The organism is Primorskyibacter marinus, from assembly GCF_003313245.1.
Taxonomy (GTDB): domain Bacteria; phylum Pseudomonadota; class Alphaproteobacteria; order Rhodobacterales; family Rhodobacteraceae; genus Primorskyibacter; species Primorskyibacter marinus.
Window position 1 is genome coordinate 50,362 of record NZ_QJSD01000013.1, and the last position, 26,316, is coordinate 76,677.

The following is a 26,316-nucleotide window of genomic DNA, read 5'->3' on the forward strand; positions in this document are numbered from 1 at the left end:
ATGCATGTCGTCTTTCGCGAAAGTCACGGGCTTGAAGAGACCGAGACACCAACCGATCTGGGGCAGGATGCCGCGGATCTGGTAGTGTTGTCGCTGTCTGATTCCGATCTCGGGGCCTTCGCGGAAGGCTGGCACAGGGGCGGTGGGCCCGAGGGGCGTTTGCCCTCGCTCCGGCTGGCGAATATTGCCGCGTTGAAGCATCCTCTGTCGGTCGATACTTATGTCGAGAATACGCTTTCCGGCGCGAAGGGCATCCTGATCCGGTTGATCGGTGGCGTGCCCTATTGGCCGTATGGGCTGCAACATATTCAGGCATTGGCACGCACACACGGGATTGCGCTTGCGGTCCTGCCCGGCGACGGGCGGCCCGACAGCCGGTTGGACGAGATGTCCACCTTGCCGCTTTCTACCCTGCGCAGGTTGGCGCATCTTTGCGATACCGGCGGGACAGTTGCCGCGCAGGCCGCCTTGGCACAAATGGCGTTGGCGGCGGGTCTGTATGCGGGGCCGGTGCAGGGGGCCAAGGGCTTGCCCCCGGTCGGGGCATGGACCCCGGAGGCGGGGCCGGCCTGCCCGGTATCGGCATTGGGCCAGCCAGAGGCGCTGGCGGGGCAGCGCCGCATCGTCCTCGTTTTTTATCGATCCTATCTGGTCGCCGCCGATCTGGCACCGATCAAGGCGCTTTTCTCTGCGTTTCGCGGGCGCGGCTGCGATGTCTTGGCGGTGTTCGTGCCATCGCTCAAGACACCGGAAGTGGCGGGCTGGCTGCGTCGCCAGATCACGCATCTGCGCCCCGATGCCATCGTCAACGCCACCGCCTTTTCCGGCAAGGGCGACGATGGCCGCTCGCCGCTGGATGCGGCCGGGGTGCCGGTGTTCCAGGTGGTGCTTGCCACCGCGGCCCGAGACGCCTGGGCCAAGGCCGAACGTGGTCTTTCGCCCGCCGATCTGGCCATGCATGTCGTCTTGCCAGAGGTGGACGGGCGCATACTGGCCGGGGTCGCCTCGTTCAAGCAAGCCGGCCCGCGCGACAGTCATTTGCAGTTTTCCCGTTTGGCCCATCAGGCCGATGAAGAGCGTATCGGCGCGATCGCCAGCCGCGTCATGGGGTGGCTGGACCTTGCCCAAAAGGCACCGATGGATCGGCGGGTTGCGCTGGTGCTGTCGACCTATCCCGGCAAGGACTGGAATATGGGCCATGCGGTTGGCCTTGATGCGCCGCAATCCGCGCGCACGATCATCGAGGATCTTGCCGCTGCCGGATATGACACCGGGGCAGAGACCCCACTCACCGGAAAAGCGCTTCAGGATATGTTTGCCGCGCGTCAGATGCATTGGCCCCTGACCGACTACAAAACTGCGCTGGCGAGGATGCCAGCCGCCATGCAGGACGACCTTCAAAACGCCTGGGGTGTGCCCGAGGATGACCCCGATGCCCATGACGGCGCGTTTCACTTTGCCGTCACGGCCTGCGGGAAGCTCTGGGTCGCACTGCAACCCGAACGTGGGCTGCAAGACGGGCGCGAAGACAGCTATCACGATCTGTCGCGCGTGCCGCGTCACGCCTATGTCGCCTTCTATCTCTGGCTGCAACAGCACAGCGATGTGCTGGTCCATATCGGCGCGCATGGCACGCTGGAATGGCTGCCGGGCAAATCGGTCGCCCTTTCCGGTGCCTGCTGGCCCGAGGCGCTGACCGGCCCCTTGCCCGTGATCTATCCCTTCATCGTCAACGATCCCGGCGAGGCTGCGCAGGCCAAGCGCCGGATCGGGGCCGTCACCCTTGGCCACATCCCGCCGCCGCTGCGCGAGAGCGGCACGCCGGATCGGCTGGCCCGGCTGGAGGCGCTGCTGGACGAGTTTTCCAACGCTGACGGGCTTGACCCGCGCCGCCGGGACCGGCTTCAGACCGACATCCGGGTGGAGGCGCAGGCGCAAGGGGTCGAGCGCGATCTTGGGCTGGACGGGGCCTCATGCAGCGCCGAGGCGATCACCCGCATCGATCGTTTTGTCTGCGACATCAAGGAAAGCCAGTTTGGCGAAGGGCTGCATATCTGGGGGCGCGCCCCGCGCGGCAAGACGTCTTTTGCCACCGTCGGGTCGGTCGAGGGCGAAAGACAATCGCTTCTGGATGCGCTGGACGGGCGGCGCATTGCGCCCGGACCATCGGGATCGCCCTATCGCGGACGGCGCGACGTGCTGCCCACCGGGCGCAATCTGTTCACCACCGATCCGCGCGCAGTGCCGACACGCGCCGCCTTTGCTCAGGGCGTGCGGCTGGCCGACGAGCTGATCCGCCGCCATCTTCAGGACGAAGGGGATTGGCCGCGCGGCCTGATCGTTGATCTCTGGGGATCGGCCACGATGCGCACGGCGGGTGAGGATTTCGCCATGGCGCTGGATCTTTTGGGCGTTCGCCCCGTCTGGGATGCCGGGTCCGAACGTGTTTCAGGCATCGAGGTGGTGCCGCTGACCGAAATGAAACGCCCGCGCATTGATGTGACCTTGCGGGTGTCGGGCTTGTTTCGCGACGTGTTCCCGACGCTCTCGGCGCTTTTTGCGCAATCCGTCCGCGCCCTCGCCGCGCGCGAGGAGGCGGCGGACTGGAACCCCTATGTCGGGCACGCCGATCTGGCGCGAGTCTATGGCCCCGCACCGGGCGAGTTCGGCCTGGCAATGGGCGCGGCACTGGATGACTACACCGACGCAGGGCGGCGCAAGGCGGGTGAGGCATGGCTGAAGGCCAGCAGTTGGGCGCTGGACGGCGAAGCGGCCTTGCCGGACGCGGCAGGTATCCGGAACCGGGTGGCGCAGGCCGACGGTTTCGTGCATGCGCAGGACCTGCCCGAGACCGATCTCTTGCTGGCCAGTGATTACGCCGCCCACGAAGCGGGCTTTGCCGCCGCGCAACAGATCGCGGGCGGGCGCGCAGCCCTTTATCATCTGGACAATACTGATCCTGCGCGTCCACGAGCGCGTGCATTGTCCGAAGAGATTGCCCGCGTGGTTCATGCGCGCGCCGCCCATCCCGGCTGGATCGCGGGGATGAAACAACACGGCTTTCGCGGTGCGTCCGAGATCGCTGCAACGCTGGATCATATGGCCAGCTTCGCGCATCTGGCCGGTGCGGTCGCGCCCCATCTGTTCGATCTGTACCACGACGCCACGCTGGGAGACCCGGAAACCGATGGCTTTTTGCGCGACGCCAACCCGCAAGCTCATGCGGCGATGCAGGCGCGTTTTGCCGATCTGCTGCGGGCGGGCCTGTGGCAAACCCGGCGCAATTCCGTTGTCGCCGCTCTGGAGGGGCTGCAATGACAACGCCCCCCACCGTCAAAGGCTGGTGCCCCGGTGCTTACCGTCCGATGCTGTCGGCGGATGGTTTGGTGATGCGTGTGCGGCCAAGGCTGGCACGATTGACACCGGACCAGGGCGCAGGGCTGTGCGACATCGCCTTGCGCTACGGGTCGGGATCCATCGACCTGACCAATCGCGCCAATCTACAGATACGCGGCGTGGCCGAGGCGGATCACGATGCCGTTCTGGCAGGGCTGGGCGCATTGGGCCTGCTGGATGAGAACCCAACGACAGAGGAACGCCGCAACATTCTGGTTGCGCCTTTCTGGACCGAGGGCGATCTGACGGCCCGGCTTGCGCGCGCGTTGCTGGACCGCCTTGCTGATCTGCCCGACTTGCCTGCAAAGGTCGGCTTTGCGGTCGATTGCGATCCGGCGGGGCCGCAACTGACCCGCTGTTCCGCCGACATCAGGATCGAGCAGGGTCAGTCGGGCTTGATCCTGCGCGCAGATGGTGCCGCTTGCGGACGCGCCGTGACGGTCGCAACGGCGATACCCGCGCTGATCGAGATGGCAGTATGGCTGGCCGATCATGTCACGCCGCAGGCACGCCGAATGGCGTTGGTATCGGCCCGCGACATCCTGCCCGAAGACTGGTCAAACGCGCCACCGCGCGCAACTGCCGCGCAAGCGGAAATCGGCCTGCATCCCCTTGGGGCACTGGTCGGTGCGCCTTTCGGGCAGATCGACGCGCGCGCCTTGAAGATTGCCCTGAAGGGCGCGGCGGGACTAAGACTGACGCCGTGGCGGACGTTCCTGCTGGAAGGGGCGGGTCTGTCCACCACGACTGCCTTCATCACGGCACCTGACGATCCGCTGATGCGCGTCGATGCCTGCCCCGGCGCGCCGGTTTGCCCATCCGCCAGCGTCGAAACGCGTGATCTGGCGCGGGCACTGGCACCACGGATGCAGGGCAGCCTGCATGTGTCGGGCTGTTCCAAGGGCTGTGCGCGGGCGCGACCCGCCGATGTGACGCTGATCGGGCGGAACGGCGCATTCGATCTGGTGCGGGCGGGCTGCGCCGACAATACACCCCTTACAACCGGGCTACACCCCGACGACCTGATGACTGAAGGATTCTGACCTACGATGCCGTATACCTATGAAACCGATGGTGCGGAGATCTACCGCCAATCCTTTGCCATGATCCGGGCCGAGGCCGATCTGGATCGCTTCTCGCCCTCAGAGGAACCGATTGTGGTGCGCATGATCCATGCCGCCGGGCTGGTCGGTCTGGAACGGGACGTATGGTTGTCGCCGGGATTTGCCGATGCAGCGCGCGCGGCACTGGAAGGCGGCGCGCCGATCCTCTGCGATGCGCGCATGGTATCCGAAGGCGTCACTCGGGCGCGTCTGCCGGCGGACAATCCGGTGATGTGCACCTTGCATGACGCGCGTGTGCGTGACCTTGCGGCGCAGATGGGCAACACCCGGTCCGCTGCCGCGCTGGAGTTGTGGCGCCCGCATCTGGGCGGTGCGCTGGTCGCAATCGGCAACGCGCCCACCGCGCTGTTCCACCTGCTGAACATGCTCGAAGACCCGGAATGTCCGCGCCCCGCCGCGATCATCGGCTGCCCTGTCGGCTTTGTCGGCGCGCGCGAAAGCAAGGATGCGCTTTGGGCAGATCAACCGGTGCCGTGCTGCATCGTGGAGGGGCGTCTGGGCGGCAGCGCCATCACCGTCGCCGCAATCAACGCCATCGCGAGCCGCGCGGAATGAACGTCGGAACGATCCACGGCGTTGGCCTTGGCCCCGGCGATCCAGACCTGATGAGCCTGCGCGCCCACAGGCTGCTGACCGGCGCGCGCCATATCGCCTATTTTCGCAAAGCCGGCCGTACCGGTCAGGCACGCGCGATCATCGAGGGGTTGGTGCGCCCGGATGCTGTTGAATTTGCGATGGAATACCCGATCACAACCGAAATTCCCGTGACCGATCCGCGTTACAACGAAATTCTGTCGCGGTTTTACGCCGAGTGCGCCGCGCATTTGCGCGCCTTGGCCACAAGGGGCGAGGATGTGATTGTCCTAAGCGAGGGCGATCCGTTTTTTTACGGGTCGTTCATGCATCTCTACACACGGCTGAAAGATGACGTTCCGGTGCAGGTCGTGCCGGCGATCACCGGCATGTCGGCGGCATGGACCGCCACAGGCAGTCCGGTCACCTGGGGCGACGATGTCCTGACCGTGCTGATGGGGACGCTAAACGCGGCTGACCTGACGGAGCGGATGAAGACCACCGATGCGCTGGTCGTGATGAAGATCGGGCGCAATATCGAAAAGGTTCGCGCGGCATTGGAGGCGGCGGGAAAATACGAAGATGCCTGGCTGATCGAATATGCCAGCATGCCGGGCCAGACCGTCCAGCGACTGTCGGATGCCGAAGGCCGGATCACGCCCTATTTCTCGATCATTGTCGTGCATGGGCAGGGGCGCAGGCCATGACGGGCTGGGTGAAAATCGCAGGGCTTGGCCCCGGATCAGATGATCTGGTCACGCCGCAGGTGTCTGATGCGCTTGCAGCGGCCAGCGATGTGATCGGCTACATTCCCTATGTTGCCAGAATAGCGCCGCGCGCAGGTTTGACACTGCATCCCAGCGACAACCGGGTCGAGCTTGAGCGGGCGCGCCATGCCCTGTCGCTTGCCGCTGAAGGCTGCAAAGTGGCGGTGGTTTCCTCCGGCGATCCCGGCGTCTTTGCGATGGCCTCGGCCCTGTTCGAGGCGCTGGAGGATGGGCCGGAAATATGGCGCGACCTGGACATAGAGGTTCTGCCGGGAATTACCGCCATGCTGGCCGCTGCCGCCCGGATCGGCGCGCCGCTGGGGCATGATTTTTGCGCCATCAATCTGAGCGATAATCTGAAACCCTGGGCCTTGATCGAAAAACGCCTGCGCCTCGCGGTCGAGGGCGATTTCGCGATGGCATTCTACAATCCCCGCTCGAAATCCCGACCCGAAGGTTTCGCGCGCGCGCTGCACCTTTTGCAAAAGGCTTGCGGTGATGCGCGCCCGGTGATCTTTGCGCGGGCCGTGTCCACGCCCGAGGAGGAGATCCGTGTCATACCCCTGAATGACGCGCTCCCCGAGATGGCGGATATGCGCACAGTGGTCATCGTAGGTGCCTCGAATACACGGGTGATCGAGGGCGCGCCGCGCCCGATCGTCTACACGCCCAGATCGGTCCTGCCATGACCCAGCCAGTCCAGAACCGCTGCGACATCATGCACTTCGCGGCGCGGGGGCAAGGCAGGCCGATCGATCATCACGACCGGAATGCCAAGTGCGCGCGCCGCCAACAGCTTGGCCTGCGCACCGGTGCCGCCCGAATTCTTGGAAACCACAAGGTCGATCCGGTGTGCCAGCATCAGGGCAAGATCGCCTTTGGTCGTGAACGGGCCGCGATCCTGTACGACACGGCAATCGGGAAAGGGCAGCGCGGCCTCCGGCGCGTCGATCAGGCGCAGCAGGTAGAAATGCTGCGGGTTCGGGGCAAATTCGGCCAGATGCATTCGTCCGACGGCCAGCATGACGCGGGCGGCGGGGCGGTTCAGCGCCGCGACCGCGCCCGCAATATCCGGCACATGGGTCCAATTGTCGTCCGGCCCGGCAGACCAGGGCGCGCGGCCAAGTGCGATCAGGGGCACCTGTGCCTCTGCGCAGGCGCGGACCGCGTTGGCGCTTATTTGTGCGGCGAAAGGGTGCGTTGCGTCGATGACATGGCTGATGCGGTGATCTGCCAGGTATCGTACCAGCCCCGCTATGCCCCCAAAGCCGCCGATGCGCTGGGGCAGGGGCTGCCGCACGGGGCGCACCACGCGGCCCGCAAGGGATACGGTGCCGCCCATGCCAGCCGCGCTGAGCGCGAGGCAAAGCGCCGTTGCCTCGGTTGTGCCACCAAGGATGAGGGGGTTTTGCTCCATGTATGAGGCTCCGTGGCTGACCATCATCGGGATTGGCGAAGATGCGCCGGATGGCCTGTCTCGTGCAAGCCTTGACGCGCTTGGATCTGCGGAAATCGTCATGGGGGCGCAGCGTCAGCTGGCGCTTTTGCCGCCGCACGGGGCCGAGCTTGTGACATGGCCGGTGCCTTTCGCGGACGGGGTGGACCTCTTGTTGAAATATCGTGGTCGGCGCGTTGTCATGCTGGCCTCGGGCGATCCATTCTGGTTCGGGGCGGGAACCAGCATGATGGGGCACCTCGCACCGGGGGAATGGCGCGCCTTGCCCGGTGTCTCGACCTTTTCGCTTGCGGCCAATGTCATGGGCTGGGCGTTGGAGAAAACGCGGTGTTTCGGGCTGCACGCAGCGCCTTTGAGCCGGTTGCGACCGGCGCTTGCGACGGGCGTGCGGCTGATCGTGCTGCTGCGCGATGGGGCGGCGGTGGCGACTCTGGCGCAGTATCTGACAGCACAGGGCTGGGGCGCGTCGCGGATCAGCGTACTGGAATCGCTGGGTGGGCCGCAGGCGCGGCGCAGCGATATACGCGCCGCCGACGGGGTCACCGACAACCATGCGCACCCGGTCTGCGCGGCAATAGAGGTTGCGGGCACCGGCGTGGCGCTGCCGCTGGCCAGCGGCCGGCCGGATGCTTTTTTCGACAGCGACGGCACGATGACGAAACGGCCGGTCCGGGCGCTGACCCTGTCCGCGCTGGCCCCGCGCCCGTTCGAGCACCTTTGGGACATCGGCGGCGGCTCGGGGTCGATCGCGATCGAATGGCTTCTGGGCGATCCCAGCCTGAGTGCCACCACGATCGAGCGCAACCCCGCGCGCGCGGCGCGCATCGCGGCGAACGCGGCGGCGCTGGGGGTGGATCGGTTGCAGGTCATCGAAGGCGAGGCCCCCACCGCGCTTGAAGAGTTGCAGACGCCCGATTGCGTCTTTATCGGCGGGGGGCTGTCCGATGATCTTCTGAACTGGCTTGAGGCGACATTACCGGCCGGAACGCGGCTGGTGGCCAATGCCGTGACGCTGGAAAGCGAGGCCTTGCTGACGCAGACACAGGCACGGCGGGGTGGTGATCTGCTTCGCATCGAACTGGCCCGCGCCGCGCCGCTGGGGTCGGGGCGGGGCTGGAAAGCCAACTATCCCATCGTACAATGGAGCGTGACGCTATGATTGTCGCGGGCTTCGGATTTCGCAGCAGGGCGGATATGGGCAGTCTGCGCAGCGCTCTTGAATTGCACGGCGTTGCGCCTGACAGCTTGGCCACAGCATCGGCCAAGGCCAAGGCCGCGCCATTCATCGACCTTGCGCAGGCGCTTGGTCTGCCGGTTGTGGCGGTTCGGGCGGATAAGCTCGTCATACAGCCGGTTCAGACCCACTCGGTCGCATCGCACGACCATTATGGCACCGGCAGCGTGGCCGAAGCGGCAGCACTGGCCGCAGCGGGGCCGGGCGCGCGCCTGCTGGCGGCAAGACTGATTTCACCGGACAGGCTGGCAACCTGCGCAATCGCGATAGGAGACGCGACATGACCGTTCATTTTATCGGAGCCGGACCCGGCGCACCGGACCTTCTGACCCTGCGGGGCAGGGACATCATCGCGGCGTGTCCGGTCTGCCTCTATGCCGGATCTTTGGTGCCCGAGGCAATTCTGGCCCATTGCCCAGCGGAGGCGCACATCATCAACACAGCGGCCTTGGATCTGGATGCCATCATATCGCATATGCAGGCGGCCCACGCGGCAGGTCAGGATGTCGCGCGGCTGCATTCGGGGGATCTTTCGGTCTGGTCCGCGATGGGCGAGCAGATGCGCCGCCTGCGGGCGCTGGACATCCCCGTGTCGGTCACGCCGGGGGTGCCGTCTTTTGCCGCTGCCGCCGCCGCGCTCGGAACCGAGCTGACCTTGCCCGGACTGGCGCAATCGGTTGTTCTGACGCGGACGCCTGGACGCGCCTCCAGCATGCCAACGGGCGAGACGCTGACCAACTTCGCGGCCACGGGGGCGACGCTGGCCATCCACCTTTCGGTGCAGAACATTGCCGCCGTCACCGCTGATCTGACCCCGGCCTACGGGGCTGACTGTCCTGCTGCCGTCGTTTATCGCGCAAGCTGGCCGGATGAACGGATCATTCGCGGCACGCTGGCCGACATTGCCGGACGATTGGACGCCGAGATCACCCGTACTGCCCTGATCCTTGTCGGGCCGGCGCTGGCCGGAGAGGGGTTTGACGAAAGCTGCCTCTATTCGGTGGATTACGACCGGCGCTATCGACCGCAAAGCGCGGACAGCCCCTGGGCGGGTTGGAGCCACGGCGATGGTTGATCCGGCCTTCGTTCCGCCCGGCCTGATGATCTCGGCCCCGTCGTCAGGGACCGGCAAGACCACGGTCATGCTGGGCTTGCTGCGGGTGTTGGCCGAAGAGGGGCTGACCGTGCAGCCCTATAAATCCGGCCCCGATTACATTGATCCCGCGTTTCACCGCGCGGCGTGCGGGCGGGCCTCGTTCAACCTTGATACCTGGGCGATGGGGGCGGATCTTCTTGGCACAGTCACGGCCCAGTCGCAGGGTGCGGATATCTGTATCGCCGAAGGGTCGATGGGTCTTTACGATGGCGTCGCCACACGCGGTCAAAGCGGTTTCGGCAGTTCCGCCGAAACGGCGCGGCACATGGGGTGGCCCGTGGTTCTGGTGGTCGATGTCAGTGGGCAGGCGCAATCCGCCGCTGCGACGGCGCTTGGGTTTCAGGCCTACCAACCCGATCTGCCCTTTGCCGGTGTGATCCTGAACCGCGTGGCCTCACCGCGCCACGAGCGGCTGGCGCGACTGGGGATGGAAAAGGCCGGCGTGACCGTGCTGGGTGCCTTGCCCCGGCGCGGCGATCTCGTCTTGCCCGAGCGGCACCTGGGTCTGATTCAGGCAGCCGAGCATCCTGATCTGGAGGCCGCGATTGCCGCCTATGCCGATTTCCTGCGCGCCCATGTGGATCTGGACGCGCTGCGCAACGCCGCCCGTGGCCAGCGCGGTCAAGACGGCGCGCGACCTTGGCCATCTGCACCGGCGGGGCGGATTGCACTGGCGCAGGACGCGGCGTTTTCCTTTACCTATCCGCACCAGCTGGAGGGCTGGCGCGCGGCAGGTGCGGAAATCCTTCCCTTCTCGCCGTTGGCAGACGAAGCACCCGACGCCAGTGCCGATCTCGTCTGGCTGCCGGGAGGGTATCCAGAACTGCACGCAGGGCGGCTGGCAGCGGCGAGCCGCTTTCGCGCAGGTCTGATCCGGCACGCGCGTTCGCGCCCGGTTCACGGCGAATGCGGCGGCTATATGGCGCTTGGCGCGGCGCTGATCGACAAGGAGGGAACCGCGCATGAAATGGCCGGTCTGCTGGGCCTTGTGACCAGCTATGAGAAACGCAAGTTCCACCTGGGCTATCGACGTGTCGATCTGCTGTCCCCGATGCCGGGACACGCTGCGGGGACGCAGCTTCTGGGGCATGAATTCCACTATTCCACGATCCTTGAACAGCCCGACGCACCGCTGGCGCGGGTGGCGGATGCCGATGGGGCGCCGGTGCCCGAGACCGGATCATGCCGGGGCCATGTCACCGGCACGTTCTTTCATCTGATCACCGCGCAAGAGGCCCCACGATGACCGGTTTTGTCAGTTTCGTGGGCTCCGGCCCCGGTGATCCCGAATTGCTGACGCTCAAGGCGGTGGACCGATTGAAGCGCGCGGATGCGGTGTTGTTCGATGATCTCAGCGCGGGTCCGATCCTCGCCCATACGCGTAGCGGTGCGGATCTGATAGGGGTCGGCAAACGCGCCGGGCGCGCGTCTCCGCAGCAGGACCATGTCAGTCGCCTGCTGGTGGATTACGCGAAGACCGACCAGCGCGTTGTGCGGCTGAAATCCGGCGATGGCGGCCTTTTCGGCCGCCTGGAGGAAGAGTTGGTCGCCCTGCGCGCTGCGGGTATCGCCTATGAGATCATTCCCGGCGTGCCCTCTGCCGTGGCGGCGGCGGCGGCGGCGGGCATACCTCTGACCCGCCGTCTGACAGCGCGCCGGGTGCAATTTGTCACCGGCCATGACGTGACCGGAAAGCTACCTGACGACATCAGCCTGACCGCGCTGGCCGATCCGACAGCCTCGACGGTGATATTCATGGGCAAGCGGACCTTTCCGGGCCTTCTGGCGCGCCTGCTGGCACATGGCCTGCCGCCCGATACGCCCGCCATTCTGGCCGAGGATGTCAGCCGGCCTGAACAGCAGATCACCCGATCGGATGTTACAACTCTGGCCGCACGGCTGTCACAGGAGGTGGGCGACAGCGCGGCGCTGATCCTTTATGGCCCCTTGGCCGAGCCACCGGCATGATTGCCGCATCCTTCGATCTTTGGCTGGTCGGGATAGGCACCGGCAGCCCGGCGCATGTCACCGGCGAGGGAATGCAGGCGCTGCGCGATGCGGCAGTGGTGCTGGTGCCTGACAAGGGCGCGGGCAAGGGCGATCTGGCGGCGTTGCGATACCACATCCTGAATGCCAGCGGCACGCAGGCGCGGGTTGTCACCTTTGACTACCCGGTGCGCGACCCCGCCTTGCCTTATCCCGAAAGAGTCGCGCGCTGGCATGACGAGATTGCCCGCCGCTGGCAGAGCGCGCTGGCCGGGGCAGGGCAGGCCGGGCCGGTGGCGCTGCTGGTCTGGGGCGATCCTTCGCTATACGACAGCACGCTGCGCATTGCCCGGCGGCTGACCCCCGTGCCGCGCCTGCGGGTGGTGCCGGGTATCACTGCCATTCAGGCCCTGACGGCGGCGCATGCGCTGACACTGAACACGCTCAACGGGCCGGTGACGATCACCACAGGGCGGCGGCTGCGCGATCATGGCTGGCCCGAGGACGCAGAGACGTTGGTCGTGATGCTGGATGGCTATTGCACCTTTCAGACCCTGCCCGCCGATACGCGTATCTGGTGGGGGGCCTTTCTGGGAATGCCGGAACAGATTCTGGAGCATGGCCGGATTGGCGATGTCGCGCAACGGATTATCCAAATCCGAGCAGAGACGCGGGCGCGGCATGGCTGGATCATGGATACCTATCTGTTGCGCGCGCGCACCGCCGAGTCTTAGGGCCGTCGCACAGATCTGGTGGCCTGCGGCGCGTATTATGGATTGACGCCACGCATCCTGTTCTGTCAATTAAGCGCCATGACCGGTCCCGTTGTTTTTCGGGCGAAAGAGGGAATGTAGTGCGGTGCCGTTTCGCGCCAAATCTACAGCTGCCCCCGCAACTGTCAGCGGCGAGCAGGGCCAATATGCCACTGGAGCAATCCGGGAAGGCTGGCCCAACGCATTGACCCGCAAGCCAGGAGACCTGCCGGACATGTGCCCCATGGTAAACGGGGCGCATCCACCGGACGCCGGGGTGTGCGTTTGGCCGTGGCATCCGCGCGCCGATCTCTGGTGCACCGTCCCGGTCCGATCCTTCCCCGCCGTTCAAATGAAAAAGGTGCCGGGTGTGGCACCATAGACGGGACGGATTGATGAAAAAGACCCTTATTGCCAGCGCTGTTGCGCTGACCCTGCCTGCGATGGCCTCGGGACATTTCCTGCTGGAATATACCACGGACACGATGATCGAACGCCCCGGCGATGTGCCGGTAAAGCTGATCTTCTGGCATCCGATGGACAACGGTCATGTGATGGACCTGGATCTGCCACAAGACTTCTACATGATCCATAATGGCGAGAAGACTGACCTGCAGGACACGCTGGAGCCCGTGCAATTCACCGGCGGCGAAAACAGCGGTGCCGCCTTCAAGGGAAGCGTGCCGGTCAAACGCTCGGGTGATTACATTCTGGTCACGGTGCCGATCCCTTATTACGAGGAATCCGAGGATATCTATATCCAGCAGATCACCAAGGCGTTCCTGAACCGCAGCGAATTGCCAACTGACTGGATGAACCCGGTCGGCTTGCCCACGGAAATCGTGCCGCTCAACAAGCCTTACAACATCTTGGCCGGGTCGACCTTTACCGGGCAGGTCCTGGCCGAGGGCCAGCCGGTTGCCGGTGCCGAGATCGAAATCGAATACATGGCGGCCGAGCCCGACATGGAAAGTGCTGCCTCAAGCGCGCCGGTCGTGGGCGCGATGCCCGGTGGAACCATTGTCGCCGTTTCCGATAGCAACGGGTATTTCACTTTCGGGGTCCCCAAGGCCGGATATTGGGGCTTTGCCGCGCTCGGCTCTGGCCCTGCGACCGAGCATGACGGCAAGGAACTGAGCCAGGACGCGGTGATCTGGATCCGCGCCTGGGACATGGAGTGATCCGGCCATGCACATCGTAGATGGCGCGCTGTCCAATCCGGTGGTGATCGCCGGGGCGGTTGCGGCAGTGGGCGGCATCGCGCTTGGCCTGCGCAGCCTGACATTGGAACGCATCCCCGCTGCGGGGGTGCTGTCGGCCAGTTTCTTTGTCGCCTCGCTGATCCATGTGCCCATCGGGCCATCCTCGGTGCATCTGATTCTGAACGGTCTGGCCGGGCTTTTGCTTGGCTGCGCCGCTTTTCCGGCGCTGTTTGTCGGCCTGTTGTTGCAGACGGTGTTTTTCGGCTTTGGCGGGTTGACGGTGCTTGGGGTCAATACGGTGAACATCGCGCTGCCCGCCGTGCTGGCCTGGATGGTGTTCGGGCGGCTGATCGGGCGCGGCTCGCCGGTTCAGGGTGCCATCTGGGGCGGTGTCGGCGGGGCCTTTGCCATTGCCGCAACGACGGGGATGGTTGCCGTTTCTCTGGCCATGTCGGGCGATGAATTCCTGCCCGCCGCGAAACTGGTTTTCTTTGCTCATGTTCCGGTCATGGCCATCGAGGCCGTGCTTACCGGCTTTGCCATATTGCTTGCACGCAAGGTCAAACCCGAGCTGTTCGTCAAAGGACTCCCCGCATGAAACATCTGATCCTTGCTCTGGCGGTGATCGTGGCCCCCATGCCTGCGCTGGCACATAAGGTCATCGCGGGGGTGTTCCCCGCCGGTGAAGCCATCGAAGGCGAAATCGGGTTTTCAAACGGTGACATGGCCACAAATGCAGAGGTCGTCGTGACCGGTCCGGATGGTGTCGAACTGGGCCGTGCGATCACCGATGGGGACGGGTTCTTTACCTTTGTCCCCTCTCAGCCCGTGGCGCATGTGTTCAGCGTCAATCTGGGGGCAGGCCATGTCGCCGAGGTAACGATGCCTGCCGATCAGGTGGCCGAGATTCTTGGCGAAGCGGCACCGGAAGGTGCGAAATCCGCCACGACCGAAATACCTCAAGCGACGGGCGGCGTCACGGTCGCGACGTTGACCGGAACAGAGCGGCAGGCCATCGCCGAGGCGGTGCGCGACGAAATCCGCCCCCTTCGCCGTGAGATCGCGGCCTATAAGGAGCATAACGGCTTTCAGACCATCCTTGGCGGCATCGGCTATATCGTGGGGCTGTTCGGGCTGGGCTTTTACCTTGCGGCGCGCCGCAAGCCGGAGGCCTAGGACGTGGCACATGCGCTTGGACAGAATGAAAAGACGCTGACCGAAACCGGCGCGCTGCGCGTGTCGGGCCGGATCGGCAGCGTCGATCCACGGGTGCGTATTCTTGCCGCGATCAGCTTCGGCATCGTGGTGGTGGGGCTGTCGTCGTTGATGACGCTGAGCGTCGCATTGGGTCTGTCGATGGGCCTTCTGTTGCTGTCACGCCTGCCTTTGCGCCCGACCCTGAAACGCATGGCGATGATGGACAGCTTTATCATTTTCATGTTGCTGCTGTTGCCCTTTACAGTGCCGGGCGATCCCATTTTCACGCTTTGGGGCGCGACCGCCAGCTGGCAAGGGCTGTGGCGCGGCGTGGAAATCGCCCTGACGGCTAATGCGGTTATTCTGGCGTTGATGACACTGGTCGGCACGATGGAGCCTGTGACACTGGGCCACGCGCTGCACAAGCTGCGGATGCCCGAAACTCTTGTGCATCTGCTGATGTTCACGATCCGCTATATCGAGGTTCTGCGCGAGGAATACCTGCGGCTGCGCGCGGCCATGAAGGTGCGCGGCTTTCGGCCCGGCACCAACTGGCATACCTATCGCAGCTTCGGGTATCTGGTGGGGATGATGCTCGTGCGCGCAATCGAACGATCTGAAAGGATATTGCAGGCAATGAAATGTCGTGGTTTTTCCGGGCGCATCCATTTGTTGCAGGATTTTGCTCTGACGGTGGCGGACCGGCGGTTTGTTGCCCTGTTCGGTGGCGCGCTGTTGCTGTTGATCTGTCTGGAAATCGCATGGCGTTGATCGAACTGGAAGACATCCATATCAGCTATCCCGGTCAGCCTGCCATCTTGGCGGGTGCGGCGTTGCAATTGCTGCCCGGTCAGCGGCTGTCCCTGACCGGCCCGAACGGGTCGGGCAAATCCACGCTGCTGCGGGTGATCCTTGGCCTTCAGGCACCGCAGCGCGGCACGATCCGCGCCTTTGGCCAGCCCCGCACACAAGAGCCCGATTTTCACGAGGTCCGCCGCCGGATCGGCCTGGTGTTTCAGGATGCTGACGATCAGCTGTTCTGCCCCACCGTCGCCGAGGATATCGCCTTTGGACCGCTGAACCTTGGCAAATCGAAATCCGAGGCGTTGGAGATCGTAGACCGGCTGCTATCGGATCTGCGGCTTACCCATCTGCGCGACCGCATCACCCACAAGCTGTCGGGAGGCGAAAAACGTCTGGTGACGCTGGCAACCGTTCTGGCGATGGAGCCGGAAGTCCTGTTGCTGGACGAGCCGACAAATGCGCTGGATGTGAAAAACGAGGCGCGGTTGATCGAAATCCTGCAAGGTTTGCCGCAGGCGATCCTTCTGGTCAGCCACTCTGCCGCGTTCCGGGCGCAGATCACAACCGCAGAGGTGGAAATCCGCGAGGGACTTGTCCGCCCGGCCGGACCCTAGTTGCTCAGTACGGCAAGCGTTGCCCAGGCAGAAGTTTCCGCAAGGAATTGAACCGCGCCCAGAACATCGCCTGTCTGCCCGCCGACACGCTGTTGCGCGGTCCTTGCAATAACAAGAGTCACCGCCGCGACCACCAGCATCACGATCAGACCATCCAGACCAAGCGCAATGACCGCCCCCAACGCCAGAAACGCCGACACCGTCAGGTTTGCGCGCGTATCGCGCCCGGCCTGCGCGCCTAGCCCATCGTTTCGGGCGGGTGGCATTGTTGCAACGCAGACGGTCATTGCGATGCGGCTCAGCACGCCGATGGCAAGGAATGCGGCCAAATCCGCAGAGCCGGCCAACTGCGCCACCGAGGCGCTCCAGATCGCGCAACACAGTCCGAGCGCCAGAACACCGTAACTGCCGATCCTGCTGTCGCGCATGATCTCCAGCCGGCGCGCCTTGTCGTGGCCACCCCACATCCCATCCGCAAAATCGGCCAGTCCATCCTGATGCAATGCGCCGGTGGACAGGATCATGGCGGAAAGGGACAGGATAGCCGCAAGCGCCGGGCTGGCCCCAAGACCTGTCGCCGCGCCGTGCCCGATCCCGGCGATCAGCCCGACGATCAGTCCGACAAGCGGATAGGCCCATTGTGCCTCCGAGAGCTTTGGCGCGGGATCTTTCAACTGGCCTGCGGGAAGGCGTGTCAGCAGCATGACCGCGAGTTGCAGTTCCGCAATCCGGGCCGTCGCGGGTTTCATCTGTCCGACACTCCGGCCTCGGCAAAAGTGGCCATGCCGTTGTGGCATTCCAGCGCGGCGCGCAAAACGCCAAGCGCCAGCGCCGCGCCCGATCCTTCGCCAAGGGCCATCTGCATTGAGAGGATCGGAGGTTTGTTCATTGCCTCCAGCAGGTGAAGGTGGCCCGGTTCCGCGCTGGCATGGCCGACAAGGCAATGATCCAGCAGCCTTGGGGCGGTATCGAACAGCGGGGCGACCGAGGCGGTGCAGATATAACCATCCAGTATGACCGGCATCAACCGCGCGCGCGCCTCCAGAACCGCGCCGCAGATGGCCGCCTGTTCCCGCCCGCCAAGCGCCGCGAGCATCGCCATGCCCCGCGCCGCCTGATGACGGGCAACGCCCGCTTCGACGACTCGCGCCTTGTGCGCCTGCCCGTCAGTGTCTGACCCGGTTCCCCGCCCGACCCATCCGGTCGCGACACCCCCAAAGGCCGCACAGGCCAGTGCCGCCGCAACAGTCGAATTGCCGATCCCCATTTCACCAAGGACAAGGACCGATGCTTCGGGATCAACGGCGTCTGCACCACGCTGCATTGCCTCGATCGTCTCGGCTGGATCCATCGCGGGGCCTTGCGTGAAATCCCGCGTCGGGCGATCCAGATCCAATGCGACAACAGACAGATCGGCACCGCTGGCGCGACATAACTGGTTGATTGCGGCACCGCCGGCCTGAAAATTGGCCACCATCTGCGCCGTCACCTCTTGGGGAAACGGGTTTACGCCCTGATCACAAATTCCGTGGTTCCCGGCAAAGACAAGCGCCTGGGCGCGGGCAATGTGGGGCCTTTCGCGGCCCTGCCAGCCCGCCATGAAAATCGCCAGCTCTTCAAGACGGCCAAGCGATCCGGGCGGTTTGGTCAGGCTGTCCTGACGCGCTTTGGCAGCGGCGGCCGCCGCGTGATCGCATTCCGGCAGATGCAGTGCCGCGATAGCGTCCAGAGAATGCAGATCAGAGAGAATGGTCATTGGATTTCACTTTCATGGGGTAGCCCGCCACGCAGAACACGACCTCGTCGCAGGCTTGAGCGATGGTCTGGTTGACCCAGCCTGCTGCATCGCGAAAGTCGCGGGCCAGGCGGTTTTCGGGAACGATGCCGGCGCCAACCTCGTTCGTGACAAAGATTACCGGTGCCGTCTGGTCGGCAAGCGCGTCGAGCAGAGTGGCGGTTTCGGCGCGCCAGTCGCCGTCCGACAGGATCAGATTGCTAAGCCACAGCGTCAGGCAGTCTACCAGTCGCGGGTGTCCGCCATCGGACTGCCGCAGCTTATCAGCCAGCGCAAAAGGCGCATGGATATGCGACCATTCCGGGCCGCGCCTGGCCTGATGGGCGGCAATGCGCGCAGCCATTTCGGCGTCATGCACTTCGGCGGTGGAAACATAGATGGCGCGGCCGGTCGCGGCCACGGCGTAACGCTCTGCCAGCGCAGACTTCCCCGACCTTGCACCGCCCGTTATCAGCATCGACTTTTCCATGGGTTTATGGAAAAGCAGGTTTCGAAGTGAAAGGGAACATGCAGGCGTCAACATGGCCGGAAAAAATGCGCCTTTGGCGTCACTTATCCTGATCCGTCACGCGCCGATTGCCGAACAGGGCCGCCTGTTCGGGCGCACCGATGCGCCGGCATGTCTGGATGCGGCTGACATCCCGGGTTTGCGACGGTGCCTTGGCGGCGTCGCACAGGTGATCAGCAGCCCCGCACGCAGGTGCCGCCAAACGGCTGCTGCGATCTGGACCGATGGCCGCGACATACCAGCGGATGCAAGGCTGTGGGAGCAGAGTTTCGGCGACCACGAAGGGCTGGCTTATGCCGAATTGCCCGACCTTGGCCCGCTGGAAGGGGCAGATCTGGCTGCTTACGCGCCACCCAAAGGCGAAAGTTTCAATGCGGTTTGCGCCCGCGCATGGCCTGCCTTGCAGGAACTGGCCGAACGCGCCCATGCCATAGACGGCCCGATTGCGCTTGTTGTTCACGCGGGGATCGTCAGGGCGGCGATTGCTCAGGTTGTCGCAGTCCCCAGCGCCGCGCTTGCATTCGAGGTCGCGCCGCTTTCGCTGAGCAGGTTCAGGGTTGGCCCTTCAGGGCTTGTCGCTATTTCCAGCGTGAACGAGACGGCCCGATGATCCACGCGCCGCGCAGGGTCTTTGGGCATTTTGGGGAATGGATGCAAGGTCGTCTGATGCCGGATGGCGAGGTTGCGTTGATCACCCTGCCGTGTCGCGCCTTGTGGGTGCAGATCGAAACCGACGGGGCCGCGAATGCAGACAGTGCGATGTTCCCGCCCGACCAGCTTGCGCGGTTCCGCCATGCTCTGCGTCTTGGCGCTGCGCCATGGCCGCGACTGTCGTCAAACATACCGCCCGGATGCGGTGCCGGGGCATCCTCTGCCACCCTGACGGCACTTGCTTATGGCGCGGGCTTTTCCGGTCCGCCGATGGATCTTGCACAGGCCTGTCTTGACATAGAGGGCGCGACAGATCCTTTGATGTGGCCTGCGCCCGATGCGATGATCTGGGCATCGCGCAGCGGCCGCATCGTGGATACGGTCCCGCCGCCGCCGCCCTGCGTGATTGTCGGAGGCTATTGGGGCGCGCCCGAGCGTACCGATGCTTTCGACACGGCGTTCCCCGATATATCCGACCTGATCACGCCTTGGTGCGCCGCGGCACGTTCCGGGGATCTGTCGAGCCTTGGGCGACTGGCCAGCATATCGGCCAGCCGTTGCACCGCCTTGCGCGGCCCGCGCGATCCCATGGCGGACCTTGCCGAAGATCTGGGTGCTCTCGGCGTCGTGCGGGCGCATACGGGATCGGCCCGAGGTCTGATATTTCGGCCTGACTCTGTTCCGGAAGGTTCGACGGCGGCGCTGGAAATAGCAGGACTGAACGGCGTTTTCCAGTTTGCAACGGGGCTGGCATGAGTTTTGCGTTAATGATCCTGATCGGTACGTTGATCGACATTTGCCTTGGCTGGCCAGCGGCCTTGTATGCGCGCATCGGCCATCCCGTTGGCTGGATTGGAAAGGTAATTTCGGAATGTGATGAAAGGCTGAACCATGGTGGCCGCAACCGGCGCATGTTGGGCGGTCTGTTGACGGTCGCGGTCTGTTTGGCCGTTGCCGTTCTGCCGGCCCTGGCGCTGCAAATGGTTTTGCCCGATGGCGTTCTGGGCCTGTGTCTGGGGGGCCTTCTGGCATGGCCGCTGATCGCGCTGCGGTCTATGCACGATCATGTCCATGCCGTCGCCCGCCCGCTTGTCGCAGGTGATCTTGTCGGCGCGCGTCGGGCGGTGTCGATGATTGTCGGGCGTGATCCAGCCCAGCTTGACCAGCACGGGGTTGCGCGTGCCGCCATCGAAAGCTTGGGCGAAAACACCAGCGACGGCATCGTTGCACCGGTGTTCTGGGGGGTGGTTGCGGGCCTGCCGGGAATTGTCGCGTATAAGGTCATCAATACGCTGGATTCGATGATCGGACATAAATCCGAGCGTTACGAGGCCTTCGGCAAGGTCGCGGCGCGGCTGGATGATGTGGCCAACTGGATTCCGGCGCGCCTGACGGCCGGTATTTTTGCGCTCGCCGCCGGGCGCAACTGGCGCGCTGCGATGCAGGTTGTCCGCCGCGACGCCCACGCGCACAGATCGCCAAATGCCGGCTGGCCCGAAGGTGCCGTTGCAGGTGCCCTGCGCATACGTCTGTCCGGCCCGCGCAGCTATGGCGATATCACCGTCAGCGAACCTTGGCTGAATGCGGGCGCACCGGACCCCACGGCAACAGACCTGATGCGCGCGCTTCATCTTTATCGCAGGGCGATGGCGGGAATGGTTCTTGCGCTCCTGGCAATTGCGGTGTCTTGAGGCCATTATGGCACCGACAGACCAGAAAACACCCCGCGATCACGGCGGCAATCTTGATGCAGCCATCCGACACTATGGCGGGAGGGTCGATCAATGGATCGACCTTTCCACCGGCATCAATCCGATTTCCTATCCCGTGCCGCAGATCTCGCCATCTGCGTGGGAAAACCTTCCCCGCCGCAGCGATATGCAGCGCCTTTCGCGCGCCGCACAAAAGGCCCTTGGGACCAAAGCTGCGCTGACCGCGCTTGCCGGTGCCCAGGGTGCCATACAGATCATGGGCCGTTTACGCAGCGCCGGCGATGCGCGCATTCTGTCTCCGACCTATAACGAGCATGGGGCTGCTTTGCGTGCGGCTGGCTGGCAAGTGACCCAGGTATCATCCCTTGCCGCGTTGCAGGATGCCGATCTGGCCGTTGTCGTGAATCCCAACAATCCCGATGGCAAATGCCACGATCCGGCAAGCCTGCGTAATCTGGCACGCACAGTAGGGATGCTGATCGTCGATGAAAGCTTTGTCGACGTGCAGCCCGAGCTGTCGCTCGCGCCGGTTCTTCACGAGATCGACAATGTTCTGGTCCTGCGGTCCTTCGGAAAGTTCTTTGGGTTGGCCGGGATGCGTCTTGGCTTTGCGTTGGGTCCAGAGCCATGGATCGCACAATTGTCAGACCTTGCCGGTCCATGGCCTGTATCCGGGCCCGCCATCGAGATTGCGATAGATGCTTATGCCAACAGCGCCTGGCAGATCCGGACGACGGAAAGGTTGACCCTTGATGCGCTCCGCCTTGATGCGCTGGCGTCGAAAAGAAGCCTGCCACTTGTCGGGGGAACGCCGCTGTTTCGTACATATGCCGCGCCAGATGCCGCAGCTTTGCAACGCGCACTGGCCCGGCACCACATATGGACCCGCATCTTTCCCTACGACCCGAACTGGATCAGGCTTGGTCTGCCCGGAACGGATGCAGACTGGAAGAGGCTGGAGCGCGCGTTCGGTCATTGAGCTGTGGCCAAGAGCATCCCGCGCCTGCGCAAAGACTATGATCTATGTTCAGGGTTTCGTTTCGGCCAGCCTGTATCTTGGGCCGAAAACAGCGCACGACGCCCGTGAAATACGACTGGCGTCGCTACAAACGCCGCGATCGCCTCTCTCGTGATATGGCTGTGCAATGCACTGTCAGGCGGTGGTCGAAATCATGCCCGGCGGGGTGAAGTGCTGACGACGTGTCGCGTCCCGATATGTCTGTCTTCACGGGTATCTTCTATTGAGGCGGATGCCCCGATTCCAACGTTTCGAATGGCTTAGATTCCACTGCCGGACAGATCTTTATGTGCGCTGGTGACCGTGGTCTTGGTATCTGTCATCGTCACATCCACTGATCGGGTGTTGCTGGGCACCGACAGGCCGACCCGTGGGTTCTCTGACAGCGAGATCGACCCGGTCATGTTCACATAGTCCGCGCCATCCAGCGCGATCTCCACATTTTCGACATAGCGCATCGGGATATAAAGCAGCGAGATCTGATCCATCTGCATCCCCGAATGCGACGGGTGCGAAATATCCACATCCAGCTTGCTGAGCCGTGTCGTCCGGCCAAGATCGAAAGTGTCGGGCAGCATTTGTGTGACCTCCAGTCCCATCTCTCCCAGCGTTGCCAGGGCAAGGTCGGGGTCGGTGCCGGGAGGGGCCGCGCAGGCACCGGAACCAGAGGTCTTGACGAACCCTTCCTTGACCCAAAGCTGCCCATCGGTCGTCTCGACAATGACATGCAGGGGCGTGGGTCCGTTGACCCGCATGGTCAGGTCAAAGAAAAAGCTGGATTGCGGTGCAGTCAGGTCGAACACGGCCGAGACCGGCATCGGGTTTTCGTCCAGGACCAGCGTGACCTTGCCCAGCAGCATCTTTTGCGGGGCGTGGACCATGGCCGCGATTTGTGTGCGGGCGTCATCCGGCGTGCGGTAGGGCGCGTCGATGGAGATCATCTGGCTGCCGTCGTTCAGTATCCGGCCCTGATAAAGCTGCGCTTTCACGGCGTCCCAGCCTTCGCCCGCACGCACGGGCAGCGCGGCGCAAATCAGGGCGGCACACAATACAAAACGTTTCATTCTTCTCCTCCCAGAAGAAACACACCGAAGGCGCGGGGGCCGTCGCATGTGTCCAGTACCTGTGACACGGATAGCGTTTGTGCGTCGATTATCGTGGCCGTGTTGTCGAACCAGTTCGCCACGACGATCCGCGTCCCGTCCGCCGTGGCATCGATCCCTTCGGGGTATTCGCCAACCTCGATACGGGTCTCTTCCCGCAAGGTCTGCATGTCGATCACGCTGACCGTGTCTTCGTATTGGTTGGTGACAAAGGCGCGTCCGGCGGCAAAGGCCACACCATAAGGCCGTTCCCCCACCGGCACCGTGGCCAGAATGGACCCGGTGGCAGGGTCAAGAATGCTGAGGTCATTCGACCCGACATTGCCGACAAACAACCGCCCATCCGATGCAAAGCGTAGCCCGAAGGGACGTGTGCCGACCTTGACCCGGTGCAGCAGCGCCAGCGTTCCGGCATCGAACACCGAAACCTGATCCGCATCGCGATCTGCCGAGGCCAGAAAACGCCCGTCGTCAGACAGGCTCAGGCCCGCAGGGGCCGCGCCGGTTGTCAGTTCTGTTATGGGGGCAAGTGTGTCGTCTGACAGCGCCCAGATGCGCGCATTGTACCAATCCGACACAAAGACCCGACCGCGCGCCATATCATGCGCGATCCCGATAGGGCCGCCATCCAGCACAGTTTCGGCCTGAACGGTGCCAGCCCGGTCGTACCGCCGCACCGTTTTGCTGTCTGGTGAAACGGTAAAGACCGCGCCGTCCTTTGAAACGGCAACGCCAGCGGGCTTGCCGGGGACCGACCAGCGGGCGGTCTCGGCACTGCTTGTCAGGTCGAACACGCTGAGTGCGTCGCCATTCTGGCAGGTTACGAAAGCGGTGTCCGCCGCCGCAGGCAGGCCCGCGACGACGAGCAGCGCGATTGCCTTAGCTGCCCGGCGCACCAAACCGCTCGACCAGCGCATCCAGCCCGGCCTGATAGACGCCGGAAACCGCCGCAATCGCGGCTTCGTCATTCAGGTTTTCAGGCGGATCATTGTTTGGATAGCCGCGATAGAAGGCACCGCGCCATTCAACCTCCGACCCGCCGCCATCCAGCGGTTTCACGGTCAGGTGCGACGAATAATTGGTGACCGGAAGAACCTCTACCGCGACTTCCGTGATCCGGTAGGAATAGCTCATCTTCTCGTCGCTGTATTTATACAGGATCTCCGAAATGGTCGGCCCGCCTTCTTCGCCCAGCGTCAGAACGCGGGTGGCATCAATCTCGTTGCCGCCTTCGCCCGTCGTCGAAAACACGGCCGGGTGCCAGCCCATGTCCTGAAAATTGCCAATGGCCTGCCATACTTCTGCCGGATCGGCGGCAACTTCGGTGGTCAGCGTTATCTTTTGACGGGTTGGCCCATGGGCCGCGGCCAGCCCCGGTAGCATCAGCGCCACCGCAGTCATCGCCATGAATTCGCGTCGTTTCATTTTTCCTCCGAGTTGAAAAAAGCCGTCTTGAGGATGTAGCGCATCCCCCGCAGCCAGGATTCGTCCGTGTTGGAGCGGATGTCGACAACACGCCCCTTGACCGTCTGACCCGTCTTCGGATCACGCAGTTGCAGGTTCATCGAAAGGATCAGGTTGGAGATTTTCTGAACCTCGCCCACCAACGCAAAATCAGCGCCCAGCTTTTTCGCCATCCGGGCATCACACCCGTAACATTTGGCCGGGTTCACAATCCGCTCAAGCTCTTCCTGAACAGGTGCAAGATCAAGAAACCTGTAGCCTTCTTCGGTAAAGCGCTCTGTGATCAGGGCCTCGACCTTCTTCAGACGGGCCATCTCTGCGTGATCCTGGCCCTGCGCCTCTGTCTGCAAGGAATTGTCCAGCAGCGTCACGCCAAAAAAGGCCACGCCATCCTCCGCGAGAGCGGGGAAACCGAAGGCGATCAACAGCAATGCAAATATGCGGCGCATGCGGCCTTTCTTAGAAAATAAGAGTCGCTGAACATGGTGCAGTCGTTACCCTCTTACCTGCAACCTGACAAAAGGTATCGGTTGCAGTTTGGGTCCATTTTGCCTGGGATATCTGCAAGAAGCCCGACATTTCAAAGCGGGCGCAGGGAGGTTATCGTGAGACAGATCATCGCTCCGCTTTTGGCGGTGTTGGTATGTGTCGGTCTGGCTGGTCACGCGTCGGCATTGGACGTGAAAGCAGCCGTTCTACGCATCGACTATCCGCGTTTGCTGCCTATTTCACGCTACGACCTGCGGCCCGACGATCTGGGCTTCGCGGGGGCGATGCTGGCGGATGAGGACAACGGCACAACGGGCACTTTCCTTGGTCATACCTACGAGACGCAGCAGATCGCCGTCCCACCGGAAGAGGCCGACGCGGCGCTGGAGCAAATCCTTGCAGACGGCATTCGTCTGATCGTCGTCATGGCCGAGGGCCGTGACCTGCTGCGCCTGACCGACCGCGCCGCGCAGGATGACGCGCTGATCCTGAACGCGACCGCCCCCGAGGCATCGCTGCGGTCCGAAGAGTGCCGGGCATCGCTTTTGCATATCGCGCCCTCCAACCTGATGCTGGCAGATGCGATCGCGCAATTCTCGGTCTGGAAAAAATGGGACGAATGGTTTCTGGTCTCGGGGTCCAATTTCGCGGATACCAGCTTGGCGGATGCCTACCGGCGCGCAGCGCGCAAATTCGGGTTGAAAATTGTCGAAGAACGCGTCTTTGCCGATACTGGCGGCTCGCGGCGCACGGATAGTGGCCATGTGCTGGTGCAGCGTCAATTGCCGACCTTCACGCAGGGTGCCAAGCGACATGACGTGTTGATTGCCGCCGATGGCACGGATTATTTCGCGCGGTATCTGCCCTATCACCTGTCCTTGCCGCGCCCGGTCATGGGGTCCGCCGGATTGCGCCCTGTGACGTTTCATGCCGCGCATGAGGCATGGGGCACGAGCCAATACCAAAGCCGTTTCGAGGCTTTGTCGGGCCGCTACGCCCATGCCGAGGATTACAACGTCTGGCTGGCGCTGCGCGTCATCGGCGAGGCTGTCACCCGTGCCAGCACCGTAGATGCGCAAGCGATCCGGGACTACGCCCTGTCGGATGCATTCGAACTGGCAGCATTCAAGGGACAAAAGGTGACGTTCCGCGACTGGAATGGCCAGATGCGTCAGCCGATCCTTCTTTATGACGGCATGATCACCGTCAGCGTCAGCCCGCAGGAAGGGTTCCTGCATCAGGTCTCACCGCTGGATACGCTTGGCCTTGATCGTCCCGAAACCGAGTGCACTTCGTTCAACTGACCGGGAGTTCC

General features: G+C 63.7%; 29 protein-coding genes, 1 pseudogene and 1 riboswitch. Of the genes and pseudogenes, 22 read left to right on the forward strand and 8 right to left on the reverse strand.

Going from position 1 to position 26,316, the window contains the following annotated elements:
- The 5 genes from cobN to cobJ are packed head-to-tail and all read left to right on the forward strand — an operon-like array spanning position 1 to position 6,549.
- Positions 1-3,318: a cobaltochelatase subunit CobN gene (gene cobN, locus DMZ65_RS14440; protein WP_116599588.1), complete on the forward strand. Its 3,318-nt coding sequence runs from the start codon at positions 1-3 to the stop codon at positions 3,316-3,318.
- Entirely contained in the window at positions 3,315-4,439 is a 1,125-nt protein-coding gene (locus tag DMZ65_RS14445) for a ferredoxin-like domain-containing protein (RefSeq protein ID WP_116599589.1), read from the forward strand. The genes cobN and DMZ65_RS14445 overlap by 4 nt, the downstream gene beginning before the upstream one ends.
- A 6-nt stretch (positions 4,440-4,445) precedes the next feature.
- Positions 4,446-5,075 carry a precorrin-8X methylmutase gene (locus DMZ65_RS14450; RefSeq protein ID WP_116599590.1) on the forward strand — a complete coding sequence of 210 codons (630 nt, stop codon included), beginning with the start codon at positions 4,446-4,448 and terminating at the stop codon, positions 5,073-5,075.
- On the forward strand, positions 5,072-5,800 hold the full coding sequence (gene cobI, locus DMZ65_RS14455; RefSeq protein ID WP_116599591.1) for a precorrin-2 C(20)-methyltransferase: 729 nt from the start codon (positions 5,072-5,074) through the stop codon (positions 5,798-5,800). Before DMZ65_RS14450 ends, cobI begins: the two co-directional genes overlap by 4 nt.
- Entirely contained in the window at positions 5,797-6,549 is a 753-nt protein-coding gene (gene cobJ / locus DMZ65_RS14460; RefSeq protein WP_116599592.1) for a precorrin-3B C(17)-methyltransferase, read from the forward strand. Before cobI ends, cobJ begins: the two co-directional genes overlap by 4 nt.
- On the opposite strand, the gene DMZ65_RS14465 is transcribed toward cobJ, so the two are convergent.
- Entirely contained in the window at positions 6,522-7,277 is a 756-nt protein-coding gene (locus DMZ65_RS14465) for a cobalt-precorrin-6A reductase (RefSeq protein ID WP_116599593.1), read from the reverse strand. The genes cobJ and DMZ65_RS14465 overlap by 28 nt on opposite strands.
- Between DMZ65_RS14465 and cbiT the strand changes: the two genes are divergently transcribed.
- The 11 genes from cbiT (at position 7,276) to DMZ65_RS14520 (ending at position 16,261) form a co-directional block, all read left to right on the forward strand.
- On the forward strand, positions 7,276-8,475 hold the full coding sequence (cbiT, locus tag DMZ65_RS14470) for a precorrin-6Y C5,15-methyltransferase (decarboxylating) subunit CbiT (protein WP_116599594.1): 1,200 nt from the start codon (positions 7,276-7,278) through the stop codon (positions 8,473-8,475). The two genes, DMZ65_RS14465 and cbiT, sit on opposite strands and share 2 nt — an antisense overlap.
- The gene (locus DMZ65_RS14475) at positions 8,457-8,834 is read left to right on the forward strand and encodes a cobalamin biosynthesis protein (protein WP_332871579.1); all 378 of its coding nucleotides are present in this window, start codon (positions 8,457-8,459) and stop codon (positions 8,832-8,834) included. The genes cbiT and DMZ65_RS14475 overlap by 19 nt, the downstream gene beginning before the upstream one ends.
- Positions 8,831-9,625 (forward strand): precorrin-4 C(11)-methyltransferase, encoded by a 795-nt coding sequence (cobM, locus tag DMZ65_RS14480; RefSeq protein WP_116599596.1) that lies wholly within the window; start codon positions 8,831-8,833, stop codon positions 9,623-9,625. Before DMZ65_RS14475 ends, cobM begins: the two co-directional genes overlap by 4 nt.
- The gene (locus tag DMZ65_RS14485) at positions 9,618-10,952 is read left to right on the forward strand and encodes a cobyrinic acid a,c-diamide synthase CobB (RefSeq protein WP_116599597.1); all 1,335 of its coding nucleotides are present in this window, start codon (positions 9,618-9,620) and stop codon (positions 10,950-10,952) included. The genes cobM and DMZ65_RS14485 overlap by 8 nt, the downstream gene beginning before the upstream one ends.
- Positions 10,949-11,674, forward strand: coding sequence for a uroporphyrinogen-III C-methyltransferase (cobA, locus tag DMZ65_RS14490; protein WP_116599598.1), 726 nt, complete (start codon positions 10,949-10,951; stop codon positions 11,672-11,674). Before DMZ65_RS14485 ends, cobA begins: the two co-directional genes overlap by 4 nt.
- Positions 11,671-12,426 carry a precorrin-6A synthase (deacetylating) gene (cobF, locus tag DMZ65_RS14495; RefSeq protein ID WP_116599599.1) on the forward strand — a complete coding sequence of 252 codons (756 nt, stop codon included), beginning with the start codon at positions 11,671-11,673 and terminating at the stop codon, positions 12,424-12,426. The genes cobA and cobF overlap by 4 nt, the downstream gene beginning before the upstream one ends.
- A gap of 66 nt (positions 12,427-12,492) precedes the next feature.
- A riboswitch (cobalamin riboswitch) is annotated at positions 12,493-12,692 on the forward strand.
- A 147-nt stretch (positions 12,693-12,839) separates the two neighbouring features.
- Complete coding sequence (locus DMZ65_RS14500; RefSeq protein WP_116599600.1) at positions 12,840-13,625, forward strand: DUF4198 domain-containing protein; 786 nt, start codon at positions 12,840-12,842, stop codon at positions 13,623-13,625.
- 7 nt (positions 13,626-13,632) lie between these two features.
- A complete protein-coding gene (gene cbiM, locus DMZ65_RS14505; protein WP_116599601.1) occupies positions 13,633-14,244 on the forward strand; it encodes a cobalt transporter CbiM in 612 nt (203 codons plus the stop codon).
- A complete protein-coding gene (locus DMZ65_RS14510; RefSeq protein ID WP_116599602.1) occupies positions 14,241-14,822 on the forward strand; it encodes a NikL family nickel/cobalt ECF transporter subunit in 582 nt (193 codons plus the stop codon). The genes cbiM and DMZ65_RS14510 overlap by 4 nt, the downstream gene beginning before the upstream one ends.
- A 3-nt stretch (positions 14,823-14,825) precedes the next feature.
- Positions 14,826-15,614 (forward strand): cobalt ECF transporter T component CbiQ, encoded by a 789-nt coding sequence (gene cbiQ, locus DMZ65_RS14515; protein WP_116599603.1) that lies wholly within the window; start codon positions 14,826-14,828, stop codon positions 15,612-15,614.
- Positions 15,605-16,261, forward strand: coding sequence for an energy-coupling factor ABC transporter ATP-binding protein (locus DMZ65_RS14520; RefSeq protein ID WP_116599604.1), 657 nt, complete (start codon positions 15,605-15,607; stop codon positions 16,259-16,261). The genes cbiQ and DMZ65_RS14520 overlap by 10 nt, the downstream gene beginning before the upstream one ends.
- Here the strand turns inward: DMZ65_RS14520 and cobS are convergent.
- From cobS to cobU, 3 genes are read right to left on the reverse strand one after another with little or no spacing between them, the layout of a single operon-like run.
- The gene (cobS, locus tag DMZ65_RS14525) at positions 16,258-17,010 is read right to left on the reverse strand and encodes an adenosylcobinamide-GDP ribazoletransferase (protein ID WP_116599605.1); all 753 of its coding nucleotides are present in this window, start codon (positions 17,008-17,010) and stop codon (positions 16,258-16,260) included. The two genes, DMZ65_RS14520 and cobS, sit on opposite strands and share 4 nt — an antisense overlap.
- Positions 17,007-18,017 (reverse strand): nicotinate-nucleotide--dimethylbenzimidazole phosphoribosyltransferase, encoded by a 1,011-nt coding sequence (gene cobT / locus DMZ65_RS14530; RefSeq protein ID WP_116599606.1) that lies wholly within the window; start codon positions 18,015-18,017, stop codon positions 17,007-17,009. The genes cobS and cobT overlap by 4 nt, the downstream gene beginning before the upstream one ends.
- Positions 18,001-18,525, reverse strand: coding sequence for a bifunctional adenosylcobinamide kinase/adenosylcobinamide-phosphate guanylyltransferase (gene cobU / locus DMZ65_RS14535; RefSeq protein ID WP_116599607.1), 525 nt, complete (start codon positions 18,523-18,525; stop codon positions 18,001-18,003). The genes cobT and cobU overlap by 17 nt, the downstream gene beginning before the upstream one ends.
- Positions 18,526-18,577: 52 nt before the next feature.
- Between cobU and DMZ65_RS14540 the strand changes: the two genes are divergently transcribed.
- From DMZ65_RS14540 to DMZ65_RS20200, 5 genes and pseudogenes are all read left to right on the forward strand, one after another.
- Positions 18,578-19,174, forward strand: coding sequence for a histidine phosphatase family protein (locus tag DMZ65_RS14540; protein ID WP_116599608.1), 597 nt, complete (start codon positions 18,578-18,580; stop codon positions 19,172-19,174).
- Positions 19,171-19,971 (forward strand): propanediol utilization protein, encoded by an 801-nt coding sequence (locus DMZ65_RS14545; protein WP_116599609.1) that lies wholly within the window; start codon positions 19,171-19,173, stop codon positions 19,969-19,971. The genes DMZ65_RS14540 and DMZ65_RS14545 overlap by 4 nt, the downstream gene beginning before the upstream one ends.
- A complete protein-coding gene (cbiB, locus tag DMZ65_RS14550) occupies positions 19,968-20,906 on the forward strand; it encodes an adenosylcobinamide-phosphate synthase CbiB (RefSeq protein ID WP_116599610.1) in 939 nt (312 codons plus the stop codon). The genes DMZ65_RS14545 and cbiB overlap by 4 nt, the downstream gene beginning before the upstream one ends.
- Positions 20,907-20,913: 7 nt before the next feature.
- Positions 20,914-21,906, forward strand: coding sequence for a threonine-phosphate decarboxylase CobD (cobD, locus tag DMZ65_RS14555; RefSeq protein ID WP_116599611.1), 993 nt, complete (start codon positions 20,914-20,916; stop codon positions 21,904-21,906).
- A 68-nt stretch (positions 21,907-21,974) separates the two neighbouring features.
- Positions 21,975-22,052, forward strand: a pseudogene (locus DMZ65_RS20200) (IS5/IS1182 family transposase); the annotation flags it as partial.
- 153 nt (positions 22,053-22,205) lie between these two features.
- Here the strand turns inward: DMZ65_RS20200 and DMZ65_RS14560 are convergent.
- Genes DMZ65_RS14560 through DMZ65_RS14575 form a run of 4 tightly spaced genes read right to left on the reverse strand, consistent with a single transcriptional unit; the run spans position 22,206 to position 24,961 of the window.
- On the reverse strand, positions 22,206-23,009 hold the full coding sequence (locus tag DMZ65_RS14560; protein WP_116599612.1) for a quinoprotein dehydrogenase-associated SoxYZ-like carrier: 804 nt from the start codon (positions 23,007-23,009) through the stop codon (positions 22,206-22,208).
- Positions 23,006-23,965: a YVTN family beta-propeller repeat protein gene (locus DMZ65_RS14565; RefSeq protein WP_116599613.1), complete on the reverse strand. Its 960-nt coding sequence runs from the start codon at positions 23,963-23,965 to the stop codon at positions 23,006-23,008. The genes DMZ65_RS14560 and DMZ65_RS14565 overlap by 4 nt, the downstream gene beginning before the upstream one ends.
- Positions 23,928-24,473, reverse strand: a complete 546-nt coding sequence (locus tag DMZ65_RS14570; RefSeq protein WP_116599614.1) for an SRPBCC family protein — start codon at positions 24,471-24,473, stop codon at positions 23,928-23,930. Before DMZ65_RS14570 ends, DMZ65_RS14565 begins: the two co-directional genes overlap by 38 nt.
- The gene (locus DMZ65_RS14575) at positions 24,470-24,961 is read right to left on the reverse strand and encodes a DUF3280 domain-containing protein (RefSeq protein ID WP_116599615.1); all 492 of its coding nucleotides are present in this window, start codon (positions 24,959-24,961) and stop codon (positions 24,470-24,472) included. The genes DMZ65_RS14570 and DMZ65_RS14575 overlap by 4 nt, the downstream gene beginning before the upstream one ends.
- Before the next feature lie 156 nt (positions 24,962-25,117).
- Here DMZ65_RS14575 and DMZ65_RS14580 point away from each other — a divergent pair, with 156 nt between their 5' ends.
- On the forward strand, positions 25,118-26,305 hold the full coding sequence (locus tag DMZ65_RS14580) for an ABC transporter substrate-binding protein (RefSeq protein WP_232825003.1): 1,188 nt from the start codon (positions 25,118-25,120) through the stop codon (positions 26,303-26,305).
- Positions 26,306-26,316 lie beyond the last annotated feature (11 nt).